At 39.7% G+C, this 17,033-nt stretch carries 15 protein-coding genes; 5 read left to right on the top strand and 10 right to left on the bottom strand.

Annotated features, from left to right (window positions below; translation table 11 throughout):
• The first annotated feature begins 44 nt into the window (after positions 1-44).
• Positions 45-581: a hypothetical protein gene (locus B4Z90_RS10220; RefSeq protein ID WP_139144872.1), complete on the top strand. Its 537-nt coding sequence runs from the start codon at positions 45-47 to the stop codon at positions 579-581.
• A 37-nt stretch (positions 582-618) separates the two neighbouring features.
• Here the strand turns inward: B4Z90_RS10220 and B4Z90_RS10215 are convergent, their stop codons facing one another.
• Together B4Z90_RS10215 and B4Z90_RS10210 are read right to left on the bottom strand one after the other, a co-directional pair.
• Positions 619-1,188: a gluconate 2-dehydrogenase subunit 3 family protein gene (locus B4Z90_RS10215; protein WP_070561079.1), complete on the bottom strand. Its 570-nt coding sequence runs from the start codon at positions 1,186-1,188 to the stop codon at positions 619-621.
• Positions 1,189-1,209: 21 nt separating this feature from the next.
• Positions 1,210-2,898: a GMC oxidoreductase gene (locus B4Z90_RS10210; RefSeq protein WP_286802117.1), complete on the bottom strand. Its 1,689-nt coding sequence runs from the start codon at positions 2,896-2,898 to the stop codon at positions 1,210-1,212.
• Positions 2,899-3,246: 348 nt separating this feature from the next.
• Between B4Z90_RS10210 and B4Z90_RS10205 the strand changes: the two genes are divergently transcribed.
• A complete protein-coding gene (locus tag B4Z90_RS10205) occupies positions 3,247-4,299 on the top strand; it encodes a sugar phosphate isomerase/epimerase family protein (protein ID WP_070561081.1) in 1,053 nt (350 codons plus the stop codon).
• Positions 4,300-4,333: 34 nt separating this feature from the next.
• Entirely contained in the window at positions 4,334-5,491 is a 1,158-nt protein-coding gene (locus B4Z90_RS10200; protein WP_070561082.1) for a Gfo/Idh/MocA family protein, read from the top strand.
• 65 nt (positions 5,492-5,556) lie between these two features.
• Here the strand turns inward: B4Z90_RS10200 and B4Z90_RS10195 are convergent, their stop codons facing one another.
• From B4Z90_RS10195 to B4Z90_RS10170, 6 genes are all read right to left on the bottom strand, one after another.
• Entirely contained in the window at positions 5,557-6,780 is a 1,224-nt protein-coding gene (locus tag B4Z90_RS10195; RefSeq protein ID WP_286802116.1) for a retropepsin-like aspartic protease, read from the bottom strand.
• A gap of 106 nt (positions 6,781-6,886) precedes the next feature.
• On the bottom strand, positions 6,887-7,426 hold the full coding sequence (locus B4Z90_RS10190) for a helix-turn-helix domain-containing protein (protein ID WP_286802114.1): 540 nt from the start codon (positions 7,424-7,426) through the stop codon (positions 6,887-6,889).
• A 67-nt stretch (positions 7,427-7,493) separates the two neighbouring features.
• Entirely contained in the window at positions 7,494-8,498 is a 1,005-nt protein-coding gene (locus B4Z90_RS10185) for a YihY/virulence factor BrkB family protein (protein WP_070561084.1), read from the bottom strand.
• 65 nt (positions 8,499-8,563) lie between these two features.
• Positions 8,564-9,844 carry a hypothetical protein gene (locus B4Z90_RS10180; protein ID WP_115048823.1) on the bottom strand — a complete coding sequence of 427 codons (1,281 nt, stop codon included), beginning with the start codon at positions 9,842-9,844 and terminating at the stop codon, positions 8,564-8,566.
• A gap of 312 nt (positions 9,845-10,156) precedes the next feature.
• Positions 10,157-10,789 (bottom strand): response regulator, encoded by a 633-nt coding sequence (locus B4Z90_RS10175; RefSeq protein ID WP_286802112.1) that lies wholly within the window; start codon positions 10,787-10,789, stop codon positions 10,157-10,159.
• Positions 10,790-10,801: 12 nt separating this feature from the next.
• Positions 10,802-12,952, bottom strand: coding sequence for a sensor histidine kinase (locus B4Z90_RS10170; protein ID WP_201639164.1), 2,151 nt, complete (start codon positions 12,950-12,952; stop codon positions 10,802-10,804).
• Between the two features lie 250 nt (positions 12,953-13,202).
• Here B4Z90_RS10170 and B4Z90_RS10165 point away from each other — a divergent pair, with 250 nt between their 5' ends.
• A complete protein-coding gene (locus B4Z90_RS10165) occupies positions 13,203-13,532 on the top strand; it encodes a DMT family transporter (protein ID WP_070561088.1) in 330 nt (109 codons plus the stop codon).
• A gap of 53 nt (positions 13,533-13,585) precedes the next feature.
• The gene (locus B4Z90_RS10160) at positions 13,586-14,884 is read left to right on the top strand and encodes a DEAD/DEAH box helicase (protein ID WP_070561089.1); all 1,299 of its coding nucleotides are present in this window, start codon (positions 13,586-13,588) and stop codon (positions 14,882-14,884) included.
• Positions 14,885-15,024: 140 nt separating this feature from the next.
• On the opposite strand, the gene B4Z90_RS10155 is transcribed toward B4Z90_RS10160, so the two are convergent.
• Together B4Z90_RS10155 and kdsA are read right to left on the bottom strand one after the other, a co-directional pair.
• The gene (locus B4Z90_RS10155; protein ID WP_070561090.1) at positions 15,025-16,119 is read right to left on the bottom strand and encodes an SGNH/GDSL hydrolase family protein; all 1,095 of its coding nucleotides are present in this window, start codon (positions 16,117-16,119) and stop codon (positions 15,025-15,027) included.
• Positions 16,120-16,203: 84 nt separating this feature from the next.
• Positions 16,204-17,019 carry a 3-deoxy-8-phosphooctulonate synthase gene (gene kdsA / locus B4Z90_RS10150; protein ID WP_070561091.1) on the bottom strand — a complete coding sequence of 272 codons (816 nt, stop codon included), beginning with the start codon at positions 17,017-17,019 and terminating at the stop codon, positions 16,204-16,206.
• Positions 17,020-17,033 lie beyond the last annotated feature (14 nt).

The following is a 17,033-nucleotide window of genomic DNA, read 5'->3' as shown; positions in this document are numbered from 1 at the left end:
ATCTTACGGATAAAAACAATTGCCAAAGATATAACAAAGATACGATGAAGATAAAAGCACTAACATTAAATATAGGTCTTTTCCTTTTTGCGGCAACGACTTTCGCGCAGAATAAAGCCGACTTAAAATCATTGTTAAATAAAAACAGTGAATTTGTATTTCCACAGACAGTGGATAAAATTGCTGCTACATTGAATGTGAAAACAGAATTCTATGAAGATGCCAACGAAGAAAAGTATGCAAAATGGATCACAAAATCCGGTTTAGAACTTTATAGCAATTATGGGGCTGATAAATCCGTCAATGAACTATTTTTTGATATACCAGAAGACAAGTTTTTGATTGTCGAAGGATTACCTTTTGATCTGGCGATCAATAAAACAACAGTCAAAGAGGCTCTTTCAAAATTCAGCCAACACCATGTCAAAAAGCAAAAACTTGATGCGGGAAGCTCGTTTCCGGGCGGTACCAGACTGACGATGAAAACAGGGACACATTTTACCACTCTACTTTTCGATAGCAAAAATTTGTTAAAGTTCATAGGCTTGACAACCTCTTTAATTGACCCCGCTGCCAATTAAGGACAAGGGGTCAATATTAAATTTATACGATTTTTAGCTAGGTTGCCCAGGCATGGTCACCCTTTTGATAAGGGAAATCGCCATCATATTTCCCTGGGATTTTCACATAACGGAATACTTCCGTGGCTCCCAATTTTGAGCTAAAAAATGTAAGGAGAGTAAGCTGTTTAAACAGTGTGAAAAAATGAGGTAGATCGTTAGCGGATTTCTTTTCGTCATAATCCTGCGCTTCCTTGTCCAAAATATCGACAAAGGCCGTTTGGTCTTTCTTTTCGAGTTGCTGAAAATTGCGTCCAAATTCTTTCTTGGCACGTTCGTCAATTCCGGCTGTTCCAGCCAGAAAGACCTGCTGTTCTTCAGGTTTATAGCAGTCTCGCACCAGAACGGGAATCTCAGAACCTACACCAGCTTCCTTCGCCCCCGGTGTAGTGGTTTTAGGAAGAATGGCCTCAGCGAGATCACCCAAAAAATCGATTGATTTTGAATCAAAGAGCATTTCTATATCTTTCGAAGCAGACCTTTGGCATCCTTCCAAAAATAATGAAGCACCAATAACTGTTCCGCCCATGAGCATGGCTACACGTTGTATTGCTTCTCGTCTATTCATAACTATTACATCATAAAATAATTAAAGATTCCCTTTTTTTAATTCATTTACAGCAAAATCTACTGCCCTAGCTGTAAATGCCATATAGGTAAGCGATGGATTCACACAGGAAGAAGAAGTCATAAAGGCCCCATCTGTCAAAAAAACATTTTTAGCATCCCATACTTGGTTAAATTTGTTTAATACCGAGGTTTTCGGATCATTTCCCATTCGTGCTGTTCCCATTTCATGAATTCCCTGTCCCATACTAAACCCGTTATCGTAGGTTGTTACGTCTTTGACACCGATAGATTCTAACATTTCCTTCATTTCATTGCTTGCATCAACCCTTATTTTCCGCTCGTTATCCTTAATCTCTGCGTCTATTGCCAATACGGGAAGTCCCCATTTATCTTTTACCGATGAATCCAATAGGACTTTATTTTCGTGATATGGGAGTATTTCACCAAACGCGCTGAAACCCACTCCCCAGCTGCCCGGCTCGGCGATAGCATCTTTCCAAGCGCCGCCCACGCTCTTATTATCGACCTTACCCGACCATTGTCCCCTCGAAGCCCCACCCTGATAGCCAAAACCACGGACGTAATCTCTCCTCTTGGTATCGCCGGCAATATTGGCAAATCGGGGCACATATAATCCATTGGCCCGTCGTCCAAAAATATATTTATCCTCAAATCCCTCTACTCTTCCCCCAGCCCCACTATTTAACATGTGATCCATTAGGTTATGTCCCAGTTCACCACTACTGCTTCCAAGCCCACCCTCCCATACATTGGTAGCGGAATTCATTAATACCCAGGTGGAATTTAACGTTGAAGCACATACAAAGACGATTTTAGCAAAATACTCATAGGTTTGATTCGTCTCCGCATCAACAATTTCTACTCCTTTAGCTTTCTGGGTATCACGATCGTAAATAATACTCTTTACAATTGAAAATGGCCGTAAGGTAAGGTTCCCTGTCTTCACTGCTGCAGGCAATGTTGCAGATTGTGTGCTAAAGTAAGCGCCGAAATTGCAACCCAACCAACATTTATTTTGGTATTGGCAATTAACACGGCCATGGTGGGGCACTGTTATCTTGGCTACCCGGCCAATTATAAAATGTCGTTTTCCCTGATAATGCGATTTTAAGCGTGCGGCAAGGTCTTTTTCCACGATATTCATGTCCATGGGTGGCATAAATTCACCATCAGGCAACACCGCTATACCGTCTCTATTACCCGAAATGCCGGCAAATTTTTCAACGTGACTATACCAAGGTGCTATTTCTTTATAACTTACGGGCCAGTCAATGCCATGTCCGTCTCTGCTATTTGCTTCAAAATCAACATCCGACCAACGATAACTCTGCCGTCCCCACATAAGCGAACGCCCGCCAACGTGATAACCCCGGAACCAATTAAAGGGTTTTATCTCCTTATACGGACTCTCTGTCTCATTAGTCCAAAAGTCGATGTTCCCTTCATTCATCCATTGATTTTTAATTCCAAAAGGTAGGTAGTGCTGGGCGCGATCCAATGGCACCCGGCCCCGATGCGGAAAATCCCATGGATCTTTATTGGGTGATGGGTAATCTTTGATATGCTCAATATTGCGTCCTCTTTCTAACATTATGGTTTTAAGTCCACGCTCTGTTAGCTCCTTGGCTGCCCAGCCACCTGTGATCCCAGACCCGATGACAATTGCATCATAAACATTATTTGCCATTTATTTATAATTGGTTTATTGGGTTATTACTCGAGGGGAAATTTCCCGCTCAAATCAAGTCTTCTCCACAATCAAGCGCCACACTGGTGCCTGATAGCTTTACTTGTTTAGACGAGACATTCTTATATCATTTGGAAAGCGTAAGAATGGATCGTCTAGACAAGTTTAAGGTTTTTTTTGATTTTATTGCAACCGGTTGCAAATTTTTGTAATATTGTATTAAACAAGCAGGTAGCTTGGATAACCAAATTATAATAGTATAAACGACAGACGCAGCCATTTCTTTAAACGTATTGGAATATGGATCTGTTTTGTACATAACGTAGTCTTTTTCTAAACGCAATACATATGACAACAATTAAAGGCCCTGCCATCTTCCTCGCGCAGTTTATCGGTGATGAAGCGCCATTTAACTCCTTGGACTCTATCTGCCAGTGGGCTGCAGCACTTGGCTATAAGGGTATACAACTGCCCACCTTGGATGCCCGTTTTATCGATCTAGAAAAAGCAGCGCTCGATAAAAGCTATGCAATTGATCTAAAAGCGAAAGTACAGTCTTTCGGATTGGAAATTACCGAACTCTCAACCCATCTCCAAGGGCAATTAGTGGCTGTAAATCCAAGTTTCGATGATCTATTTGATGCATTTGCACCACAGCATTTACATGGTAATCCTCAAGCACGACAACAGTGGGCGATCCAGCAATTAAAATATGCCGTACGAGCTTCCCACAATCTCGGGCTTAAAGCGCTGGCGACCTTTAGTGGAGCCTTTCTATGGCCATTTATATACCCTTGGCCACAAAGACCCGCGAAGTTGATCGAAACAGGTTTTGCTGAGCTTGCAAAATTATGGTTACCCATTCTTGATGAATGTGACCTGTATGATGTCGACCTATGCTATGAATTACACCCTGGAGAAGATCTCCATGACGGTGCTACTTTTGACTTATTTCTCGAAAATGTAAATTATCACAAGCGGGCAAACATTCTCTATGATCCCTCCCATTTTGTCCTTCAATGTCTTGACTATCTTCAATTCATCGACATTTACCATAAACGAATTAAAATGTTCCATGTTAAAGATGCTGAATTCAATCCTTCTGGTCGTCAGGGCGTCTATGGTGGCTTCCAGAGCTGGCAGTCAAGAGCAGGTCGTTTTAGATCAATTGGTGATGGACAAGTGGATTTCAAATCCATATTTACCAAACTCACACAATATGATTATCAAGGCTGGGCAGTACTGGAATGGGAATGTGCATTCAAAAATGCTGAAGATGGTGCACGGGAAGGCGCGCTACATATTAAAGACTATATTATCCGTGTTACTGATAAGGCGTTCGATAATTTTGCTGCCGTCGAAACCAATGATAGCCTTAACCGCAAACTATTGGGTTTGTAAATACGAAAGATATCCTCATTAAAAAATCAACTTTATGCGCAATACAAAACTAAAAATGGGCATGATCGGCGGTGGAAAAAATGCATTTATAGGGGCTGTACATCGCATGGCTACTGGAATTGACGGTCTGATTGAATTATGTTGCGGAGCACTGAGTGCTGATCCACTTGTCGCAAAAGAATCCGCTGCGCTTTTAGGGCTTCCAGAGGAAAGGAGCTATGGAAGTTATCGGGAAATGATTGTCGAGGAAAGTAAACGTCCGGCGGATGATCGCATGAACTTTGTGAGTATCGTCACGCCCAATTTTGCTCATTTCGAACCAGCAATGATGGCGCTGGAACATGGCTTCCATGTCGTGCTTGAAAAGCCGATGACTCTGACAACAGAACAGGCCGAATTGCTCCAACAAAAAGTAGCGGAAACTGGACTAATACTCTGTGTCACATACACCTACTCTGCCTATCCGATGGTGAAACAAGCCCGTCATCTTGTCAAAGAGGGCCAATTAGGTTCGATTAGAAAAATTATGGTCGAGTATCCGCAGGGATGGCTAAGTAAGATGATCGAAAATAGTCCTTCTCTGGCCTTCTGGCGGACAGATCCGGAAAAGAGCGGAAAAAGTGGTTGTATGGGCGATATTGGGACACATGCTGCTCACCTAGCGGAATATATCTCCGGTTTAAAAATCACTAAAATGTGTGCCGATCTTCAAACATTTGTGACCGGAAGAAAACTTGAAGATGACGGCAACATATTACTTGGATTTGAGAATGGAGCCACCGGCGTACTATCGGCATCCCAAGTTGCTGCAGGAGAAGAAAATGCGTTAAAAATTAGAGTATATGGTGAACTTGGGGGATTGGAATGGAACCAGCAGGATGCAAATACACTCATCTTTAAACAGCTCGATGCGCCAATCCAGCTATTTCGTGCAGGTCAGCAGTACCTTTCACCAATCGCCAAACATAACATTCGTCTACCGGCCGGTCACCCCGAAGGATATATCGAAGCATTTGCCAATATTTATAGAAATTTTGCAGCCACACTATTGGCATCAATGCAAGGTATAGAGCCGCGAGAAGAAGATACTGATTTTCCAACTGTAGCTGATGGTCTGCGTGGCATGAAGTTTCTAGAAACTGTAATTGCCTCGGGAAAATCCGAACAGAAATGGACCGATTTTATTCGTTAGATACATACTTACCATAAGTAGCCAATGTCATTTGCTCCCTGAACAAACGGCATTGGCTGCTCACTTTAATTTTTCTGCATTGACTGAGACATCTGTTTCAAATAGCCCTCATAGTTTGAATAAGGTTCCTTGATCCTGCTGTTTGGTTTCAGATAAAGAAATCCTTCCTGATTATCCAAAATGACATTAAAATGGTTCAGAATCTGATTTCCGAACAGGCTTGGTCTGCCATTGGGCTTGGCCGGATCAGCGGCATTCGTCACAATATCTTTAAACTCCACACCAGCTATTGAAGCATCCAAACGGATAATCTTACGGTTACTGATCATGGTAAGCGGCGTTAGATCGGTCCAATTATGATCTATACCGGTAAAATCTTCCCCTAACAGCATCGTACCATCACGACCTGTATCAAAAAGGAACCAAAAATCGTAGTCTTGTTGGTTATGTCTAAAAGCAGCTTTAAACTTGGGTCGGTTTTGCTCATAGTATACTGGAAGCTTTGTATACTTCTTTGCTTTAGTGGGGAGATCGCGATGAATTACCAATTCCATTTTATCATAATCGATTTCAATAATGTGATTTCGAAAGAAACTGTTGCCAATAATAAGATCTTCAAAAGGCTTCATATTACCGACCTCAGTCACTGACACGTTTTTCCAAACAATCGGCCCAATATGCAATTCATTGCCCAGACTTGTCCGCTCGTTATTAAGCCCGTCGGTATTCGCAACTGTCGTAAACGATGAAAATGATAAATCCAGCTGCTTTGCGTTATTTCTATTAACAACGCCAGTTCCAGCTCCTAAATCAAACTGTATCGTAACGTCTTTTTTGTTAATTGTACCGTTCAGGAAAATCCGTGAGCCAATAAGACGAAACGGTATCCGCATCGGAAATAAATTACTATTATCCATTGTGGGTAGATCCGGCGGTAATTGAGCGCTTATACGAACGTGACAAGAATCCGTTCCATTCAATAGTACTATGAAATCATACATCGACCCGGGTTTAGTCATCACAGTCAATTCCTCCTGATCTGTTTTAAAAACAACTGTACTTTCTTTTGTTGGAATATTTACGAAATAGACGTCGGGATCTGCCTTGGGATCTAATTTCCAGTCAACATAGCAATAGGCGCCATCTGTAATACCGGCTTTCTCAGATGAAGCTTTGATCAAAGGAATCTTAGCTTGCGGAAAGACGTTCGTCATCGTAAAAAAAGAAAGAATAATAGCAAAGGTAGCCAAGGCAATATGGCGTTTCTTCTTTTGATTGTCTGTTTTCATAATTTTGCATTTTTTTGAAGATCAAAGAAAAAAAATACCAGACGAAGAATACCCTTTTACAGCCCGACAATGTCCCGACAGCTAGCCGACAATTGTATAAAAGCACCTATAATATACTTATATCGGGCAAAATACGTGCATGCCCAGCTTTATTTAATCCAATCGCATTTCGCAGTATAATGATTATATTCATAAGTATCCAACATAACGGAATAAGCAATTTCACATTGCTTTTAATACCTACCCAATCGTTCAGTATAAAAATAATAAGCATCAGTAAAACAGCAATTAAAGTCGATACGATTTGAATTGAGATTAACTGGCGAACTTTATATGAATGCAGTTTTTTGAAGAGCATAATTGCGACAGGTACCAAAATATTTAATGGTGGCAATATAGAAAAGGGTAAGGAAGACAGGTTGATAATCTTGATCCATCTCAAGTTTTCTGACTCAAGAGGTATATCATACGCAGAAAACTCCGATTCCTCCACATTCAATGCCTGTGCAAGTGCGCGAAGGGTGTAACCCTTTGGCGACTGCCCCGCTTCAATCCGCTGAATTGTTCTTACTGAAATATTTGATTTTTGCGCTAGTTCCTCTTGTGTTAAATTGAGTTTCTCACGTAATGATTGTAATTTGTTCATAAACAATAGATCGATCTTACCATCAAATTTACAGAATTTGGTGGTAAGAATTCAGTAAATCTAATGTTTATGCTTTCTTGGGGATCGTAGTATCCTCTTCGGTAATCGTCTGCTCCTCTTGTGTTAACGGGGCCGGAGGTATTTCGGTTACATTACGCTCAATTTCCTGCGTTTCAACATGCACGGCATATTGCGAGGGTTCAATAGGGATGCCCATGACAGTGGCGTACTCCCTTGTATAGATCGCACCAAAATATAAAATAGCTGCTGTGTAGTAGACCCAAAGTAAGATCAACACAAATGAACCTGCCGCACCATAGGTATCTTGGGTTGCAGAATGCTCCAGATAGACTCCAATTAAATAACGTCCCAATACAAATAAAATTGACGTAAATAAGGCACCCGCCCGTACGGTCCGCCAGTGAATATTTACATCCGGAAGTGCTTTAAATATGACACTAAATAACAAGAATATAATTCCAAAAGACAATGCAAAGTTAATCCCATCCATTAACATTACGGTCACGTCCGGGAAATAATGCTGTAGCTGATCTGTCAACGCCAATATTACACCATTTACGATGAGTGTAACGACTAATAAAAAGCCCAATCCAATCACCAAAGACGAAGATAACAATCTATCCTGAATCAATTTTAACCAGCCTTTTTTCGGCTTTGCCCTTACGTGCCAAATTTTGTTAATCGAATTCTGTATATCCCCAAAAACCGTCGTTGCTCCTAAAACCAATGTAATGCTACTGATAAGCAACGCCAGGTTTGATTTTCCCGAAAGCTGCAAATTCTGAATAACTTCTTGAATCTGTTTTGCAGCATTGCTTCCCACCAAACCGCGGAGTTCCAGGAATACTTTCCCTTCAATCGCATCCTCACCATAAAAAATTCCAGCTAAGGCAATCATTAAAACCAATATAGGACCAATAGAGAAAACAGTATAATAAGATAATGAAGCACTATATTTCATCGAATCCTCATTCAAAAATCCAGCCACCGTACTCTTTAAAATTCGCCAATAGGTTTTCACCTTACTTCTACTTTTAGTTCGTTTATCCATGTTCTTGTACTTTGTACTCCAAAACAAACCATTGAGAAGCTAAGAATGTTTGTCGTTAACGCGTTTTAATGCGAGTAGTCTCCTATTGTTCCCTGGAGAACCAAGCGATTGTGGTCTGCAACTTTAAGGCTCAGCGTAATGTCTGACGCGATCGTTTTCAATAATAGAATCGGTGATATTTTAGCCTCATTTGGCCAATCCGCCAAATGAACTGCCACATGGGATAGTTCAACCGTCTTATTGTAAGCTACGTTAAGTTTATCAATATCCTTTGATGTGGACAGCAAACTAAATCCCTTATCTTGTTTTTGAAACCAGTGATAAAATAATTTATTGGGGAGGAATCTACTCATGTCGCTATCTCCACGCATGGCTATTCTTACATCCGGAACTTTCGTTTCGTACGGTGTTTTCTCTTCGATCGTTTCAAAATTTTCATCAACCGCATAATTTATAATGGTATCTGTTTGAATGACCTTATTTTTCAAAATTTCAATATCGACGTAATTTCCATCCAAATGTGTTATAATAGAATCGGCGGCTAAAGGGAGTTCACTAAGTAGTTGTTTTAGCTGATTTTTAAATTGACTATTGGGTATATTGATCCAAGCTTTACCAATGTATTTTGCGGAAGCGAGTTCTCTCACAAGATATTCCTTTGGAAAATTCCAATCTGTTGAGAAAAATTCGCCGGATACTTCGACATGGTCTCCTTTCAAATCAAGTTCGATAAAATTATCTGTTGAAATATTGCTATAACGCAGTGATTTTCCGGTCAACGTGCTTGGACGGTTGATAAATTGTTCTATGGTAACCCGGTCCTCTTTTGATTGAATTAGCTGAAGCATTTCTTCCTTCTTTGTATCAAGATCAAAGCCTAGACCTAGCAGCAGATCATCCCCTTTCCAGATAAAGGCGATTTTACTCGGTTGATGATAGGCATAGCTCACATCAGGGGCGAGATTACTTTCCACCGCACCAACCTGTAATACATCCTTTAGAAAGGTCAAAAATTGTTGTTTATTTTTTAGCTGAAAAAAAGCATAAAAGTTTTTTGGATGCGGTTCCAAAGCAAAAAGAAATACATTCGCTTTTATATCAATACCATTATCTTTGAGTTTACTTAGTTTTTTGCCAAAATCCTGTCCCTCTTTCGGCGCTGACTGCCATTTATTAAAAAACTGATTCAGCAGGATATCATCCAATGATATGGTCAACAAAGCCTTACTTTTTTTATGGACCAATGATTTATAGGATTCTTGCTGTCGTAGTATATATCCGCCCCAGGCGACAATCGCCAACAGTACGAGGACAGCTATCGTCCAAAGCATTATTTTTTTAATCATAACAATTGAATCAGTAATTTTTGGTAGTTTATCTCGTAAAGAACTATCTGACAGACCCCTCAACTAAGAAATTAGATTCCGCAGTATTGAGCTCCTTAAGAAAATCCTAGATTTGAAATTTTGTTCTGAAACCTATTCGATTTAAAATAGATCAATGAATCAAAGGCTGAAACAATACCTTCTCTGAAAAGAGCATAAAAACTAGGTTTCAGCAATGCACTTGATACCTTCTATTTTAAAATCAATAATAGCAAAAGTATCAAATGCCTGGGGATCTTTTCATCCCTGAAATCAGGGAATTGGGGAGTCTAATTAGGCTTCCCGAATTAATCCGTATTCTATAGCCGATTTTACTGCCGCAGTAACACTTTTGGTTTGAAATTTTTCCATTAGATTTTTGCGATGGCTCTCTACCGTATGTGAACTGATAAACAATGAATCGGCAATTTGATTTGTTGTCATTCCTTGCGCCACGAAAGTAAGCACCTCTTTCTCGCGACGTGTCAATTTTGGCACCTGCTTAAGCCCCATTTCCACCTTCTTGTTCAGGATCGCCTGCGTTTTCTCACAGAGATACCTTTTGCCGACAAGAACAGCGGAAATGGCAGCAATTATTTCATCACCATTTGCATTTTTTTGTAGATAGGCATTGGCACCCTCATTTAAAATGCTGTTAATCACTGCAAATTCATTATGTACACTAAACGCAATAATTTTCAAATCCTTATTGCTTTCCTTTAGACCTTTAACCAAATCAATACCGTTAGCATCCGGCAGATTGATATCGAGCAGCAATACCAATGGCATATCAGCAGGAATACGATGGAACAGTTCAGTGGCGGTGGAATACATGCCCACAACTTCAAAATCTTCATGCGCATTTATAATGTTTTTCAATCCCTCAAGTAGCAAAGGGTGATCGTCTGTAATCGCTATTTTTATCATTTTTCCAAAAAGTTAAATCATAGGTAATTCCAATTCTATGGTTGTACCCGCTCCATTCTCCGACATAACCTTCATTTCCCCGTGTAGAAACGAAAGTCTTGACCGCACATTATGCATTCCCGCAGAGTGCTGCAAATCGACACTTTCCATATCAAAACCCTTGCCATCATCTTCAATAGTAATATGTAAACGTTTATTATGTGAAGAAAGCTGTATTAAAATGTTGGCCGCATTAGCATGTTTCAACGCGTTATTCACCAATTCTTGAATAATTCTGTACAAAGAAATTTCCTGTTCCGTGCTTAAGGTTGATTCAAATTGTAAAAATTCACATTCTACTTGACATGTCGATTGACTCATTCGGTTTGCATAGTCTCTTAAAGTTTCTTTCAAACCATATTTTACAATTAAATCTGGCATAAGATTATGTGCAAGCCGGCGAAGTTCATCTACAGCCCCGTCCAGCAAATCAATACTTCGATCGATTCCTTCTTTCATGGATTCCTGCTCCAATACATTTTTATTTATGGCTGATAATCCCAATTTGGTACTTGACAGCAAACCTCCTAATCCATCATGCAGGTCGCGAGCAAGACGGGTACGCTCTTTCTCTTCCCCGGCCAACATTGCAGTCAGGTTTTTAATAGCATGTTGTTGATTATTCTTTTCCATCTCCAGTTCATGCAAATGAACCTTCTGCTTCAAGGCCTTTGAACGTTGCCAATACGCATAAAACAGCAAAACAATCACAACCAAACAACTGACGAACAACCAAATATAAATTGAATTCATTCGTGATTTAAAGGCAATTTGCTTTTTTGACACGTCAAGTTCTTGCAAGCGCTGTTCATTTTCCAGTTGGCTTAATTGCAAATCCTGTTCCTTTTTATCCCGTTCAAGTTGGAGTACCTTGAGCTGTTGTGTTCGATTGAGTTCATTTAATTTCAAATTCTCCACCAGTTGACGTTGTCTATCGTTCAAGACTTTCATCAGCTTGATCTGCTGTTCCTTTTTCTCGCCTTCCAATCGAAGCCGCATTAACTTTTGGTTTTGCAATTCACGCTCATACTTTAGCTCAAGTTGCTTCGTCTTATCCAGTTTATCCGAATTAAATGCTTTTTCAAATACATCTATGTAACTTTTTTGATAATTGAAAGCTTCCTCATATTTACCCTCTTCAACACTTACTTCAGCCAGTCTGCTAAACAGGCTTAACCCGACTTGGTAATCATAATGGGGCTCTCTTTGAAGATTGTGCAGTGCCTGCTGCAGATATTTTTTTCCTTCCTCTCGATGTCCGACTTTGAAAGATTCATCAGCGAGGATACCGTAAGCAGGTATTGTAATGGCATATTGTCCCGTTTCAGCAGCAATATCTAAGGCCTGTTTCGCATATGATATTGCTTTTTTACCACCATTTTCTGGATAAAACTCATGGTACAGATTCGCTAAATTAACAGAAACGTAAGCTAAATCTGTTGGATTAACAAGATGTTTCTCGTTCTTTTCTACCAAATTGTAAGCCTCAAGATAGTGTTGTTCAGCTTTCCTTAATAGATTTTGGTCTGCATTATTGGATCTATACTCCTCTTCAAATAGGTAACCAGCCTGCATGTAAGCGTCAAATAGGCTATTGACATTCTTTCCTTCCTTCGCCGTTTCCAGCAGAAGCGTGGTGTACTTTTCTTGAAAATCATAATTGCGTTGGTTTGCATAGATCGCTGTAAGCTCCTTATAAACTGCCAATTTTCGGGCGATATTTGCCTCAGTCGGTGGCGCCTTCTCTAAAAATGAAATTGCTTTATGGAATTGGGAAACAGCCTCATCCTCTTTATTCTGTCGTGTCATAACCCATCCATCACAATAATGCACATACCCCTTTATTCCATTATCGTTAACTATGGGGAGTACAGATTTAGCATGTTCTAAATAATAGCGTGATTTTTCAAATGCATGATCATTAAAACTGTTCATGGCAGCAATACAATTCAAATAGGCATAATATTGCTTGTCAGGATAATTTCTGGCCAACTGAATATTATCATTAAGCAATTGACTGGCCAGCGCTTTTTCATTACTAAAATATAGGGCTTGTGCATATTTACCCGTTAACACAAACCGTTCTTTACTTCCTAAAGGAAGACTGTAATACGACTTCTGCAAATCTTGCAGCTGTTCTTGCGCAACAATAGCATCGCAAAAGCACAATAAAACAAAGAATATTAGTACAGATTTCCAAAAAGTTCGAACATGCCCCATAAAATCAAATCTAGCGTCTAGCTATGTGAATTGGCCAAACATAGATAAAATTGCTCTTATACGCAATTCGTTGTCTCGAAAATAAATTAACTTCCCCCTGTTATTGACCTAATTAACCGAACCTTGCTGAGCAAAAAATTGTACCTTTGTAACAATGAAGTACACCTATCTTTTTCTTGCTATAGCCGCAGAGATATTTGCAACCACTTTCCTCAAGAAGTCTGCGGGTTTTACCCTTATAAAGCCTACCATTCTCTGTATTGTAGGCTATATTATTGCCTTCTATTTTTTAAGTATCACACTTAAATACCTGCCCGTCGGAATATCCTACGCAATTTGGTCTGGCGTTGGTATTGTAGCCATTACGCTTATTGGTATGTTCTTATTTAAACAGATTCCCGATACAGCAGCCATTATCGGTATGGTCTTGATTGTTGTTGGAGTCATTATTATCAATCTGTTTTCAAAAATGGGCGCACATTAGTTGATCTAAGATCAAAATTTGTATTTTTGTAACTTACATAAATAAAAGGATACGTGTCGTTAGAGAAACTAAAACTTAGCAAAAGATTGAATGCTACGATGACCGAACTCGGTTATCTTGCTCCAAAGGAAATTCAAAGTAGATGCATTTCCAGAATTCTTGGTGGACAGGATGTGATTGCCATCGCTCCAGAAGGTGCAGGCAAAACCACAACTTATGTCTTATCTACCTTGATGAAGTTGAAATTCACAACAGATGAAGCTCCGAAGTTTTTGATCTTGGCGCCTAATGAAGAACGTATCGACGAAATTGTTGAGAGATTCTATCAATTAAGCAAAAATAAAGATCTTCGCATCATTGGATTGCGGGCTTCAGGCAGCATGGAAGAAGAAATCGAAGAACTGGTTGATGGAAAAGACATTGTTGTAGCTACCCCAAATCGTGCAAGAGCTATCTATCTTAAATTGGCTTTGAATCTCAACCGTATTCAGACACTGATTATCGATGATGCTGAAGAGATTATCAAACAAGGAATGCAAAATACGGTAAGGGAATTAGCCGAAAGCTGCGGAAAAGTACAACATTTAGTTTTCAGTACTGTTGAACACCAAAAACTTTATGACATGATCGACAATTTCATGAATGAAAATTGTGCCTCGGTCGAAATAGATGAACTTGAGAATGACACTGTCGACACCCTAGATCTATTATTATATCATGTTCCTAATTTCACAACAAAGATCAATTTATTAAATCTTCTGTTGCAGGATAAAGAAGTATTTCAAAAAGTAGTCGTCTTTGTAAATTCGAAGCTTACTGCCCAAAAGTTGGCCAGCAGTTTGTTCAGTAGCAATAAAGAAGAAATTGCTATCCTCAATCCATTGTTCTATGATGATTTTGGCTATGAGACGATGGAAGATTTCAAGGAAAATAGTCAATCTCGTGTCCTAATAATTGCACGGGAAAATACGAACGATGTAGACCTTTCCGCTGTTCCATTCATTTTTCAATTTGAGTTACCAAATGAAAAGGAGGAATTCTTAAATCATCTTGTTAAAAATGACGAAAATGAAGAATCAGTCGTGTTGACTTTCACAACAGATCTGGAATTACCCATGGTTAAAAAAATAGAACAGGCTGTCGGTAAAAGAATGGATGTTTTGGAACTGCCAGAGGATCTTGTAATCTATAATCCCATCACCGACAAAAAGAAAAAGTCGAGCAAGGAGGAAGATAAAGAAGATCTTTCCCGAGGTGGCGCATTCCACCAAAAGAAAGAAAGCAATGCCAAGACTTTTAATTATGGCGGTGGCGAAAAGGCAAAAATGACCATGAAAATGAAAAAGAAATAAAAAAGGGAAGTTTTAAACTTCCCTTTTTTAAATAACAGCATACTGTTATCATTTTATCAACAAATCCTTTTCATACACAATTTCCCTTCGATGAGGTAAATTCGAAATACTGCTATGGTGAAGTCCTCGTTGACTGTAGTTTACTTGAGAATTTTCTTCAACAATTTAATATACGCATTTGCGATTCTTTCCATACCTTGATCATTTGGATGAGCGTAGTCAACGGTCGAATTCAGATCCAGATTAAGGTCTTGACTCGACAATAAGAAAAGCTGACGGATTCCTTTTGATTGTAATTTTTCAAAAGTCGCCTTCAGCACACGGCTACTTTGCTGGTATTCCGCATTTTTATCTTCATTAAAGACTTCGGCTATGCTCCCCGAACTATGCTGTGTCAAAATAATGGGTGTCGTCGGATGTTCTTTTCTTAAAAATGTCACCGCATTGACCAACAGTGAATCCAATTGCTCTTCTGTTAGCGACTTTGAAATAGCAAGATTAGGAATACAATCCAACACATAACAGGCAGCATCTACACTATTCATCACATTCAAAATCGGTTGTTCCAATCGACCGTTACCAGAAAAGCATAAGTTGATCATTTCATGGTCAAACGCACGTCCCACTTGGTTGGTCCAAGCTAAGCCTGGGCGACTGGTACAGGCCCCCTGTCCAATCGAGGTCCCATACACAACAATAGGTTTGGCTGCTGTGGTATGGGTATACGTTAATTTAGCGGTATTTGGCACACCAATCTTTAACCACTTAACCGTATTGTATAGCGGAAGATATAAGCGGTAATTAAATTTTCCATTGCGCCCTATATTCTTCCATGTATAAGAAATGGTATCCGAAAAATCATAATTGCCATAAGCCCATTTCCATTCCTTGTTTACAGTATCATAAGCATAAAGATCAAGCCCACTGACACCTGTTGTTGGCATATGGGGCATATTTAAACCGCCAGCCACTTGGTATTGAACCATAATCTCAGGTGAAGTAGTTTGAAAGTCAATATAGAATCCCGCACTATTCTTCCCCAGTTCCCATACGGGTTTACGTACCTGGCTTTCCAGTTCATCCGGAAGTCTATTGAAGGCCGAAAGCTTCTGATTCTCCAGCCTACCTTCCACATGCTTATCTTCTAGTGGAGAAAACCAACTATAACTCTCCTGCGCTTTGATGGCAGAAAAAGACAACAACAAAAACGCTGTCAATGCAACTTTTGAGAACATACAATAATTTAGCTTTAAGTTTGGTGTAATTGATTATAAAAAAGGAGCCTATTGGCTCCTTTCTATTGCGATTTATTTATTATACTATAAAATAGCTTGTCTAACTCGGACCAGTTTTTCCATCAAGCCTTCAAGTAAATCCAAATGTAACATATTGGCGCCATCAGACTTCGCATTTGCCGGATCAGGATGTGTTTCTATAAACAGGCCGTCGGCTCCCACCGCTATTGCAGCTTTGGCTATTGTTTCAATTAATGCTGGTTTCCCTCCTGTTACGCCAGAAGTTTGATTCGGTTGTTGTAAGGAATGTGTACAGTCCATTATTGTGGGCACGTTAAAAGAACGCATTTCGGGAATCCCGCGATAATCTACAATGAGATCCTGATAGCCGAACGTATTACCGCGATCAGTTAAAAAAACCTTCTCATTTCCAGATTCCACGATCTTATCCACTGCAAATTTCATAGATCCAGCACTCAAAAACTGACCTTTCTTTACATTGACCACCTTGTTCGTTTTTGCTGCTGCAACTAATAAGTCAGTCTGTCTGCACAAAAATGCTGGAATTTGAAGAACGTCAACGTATGCGGCTGCCATTTCCGCCTCATGGCTCTCATGGATATCCGTCACCGTCGGTACACCAAAAGTTTTCCCAACTTTCTCTAAAATCTTCAACGCTTTCTCATCACCTATCCCCATAAATGAATCTAGCCGCGATCTATTGGCCTTACGGTAAGATCCCTTGAAAATGTACGGAATATTTAGTTTATCTGTAATTGTAACAATCTTTTCAGCAATACGCAAAGCGATTTCTTCTCCTTCAATTGCACATGGCCCCGCCATTAAAAAGAAATTCTGCGATGTCCCATTCTTGATTTCGGGAATGTATTTGTTAATCATATAATTATAAAAAA

Origin of the sequence: Sphingobacterium sp. UBA5639 (assembly GCF_002421245.1) — a bacterium.
GTDB lineage: Bacteria > Bacteroidota > Bacteroidia > Sphingobacteriales > Sphingobacteriaceae > Sphingobacterium > Sphingobacterium multivorum.
The sequence above is the reverse complement of the archived record's forward strand: the minus strand, read 5'-3'. Positions and strand labels throughout refer to the sequence as shown.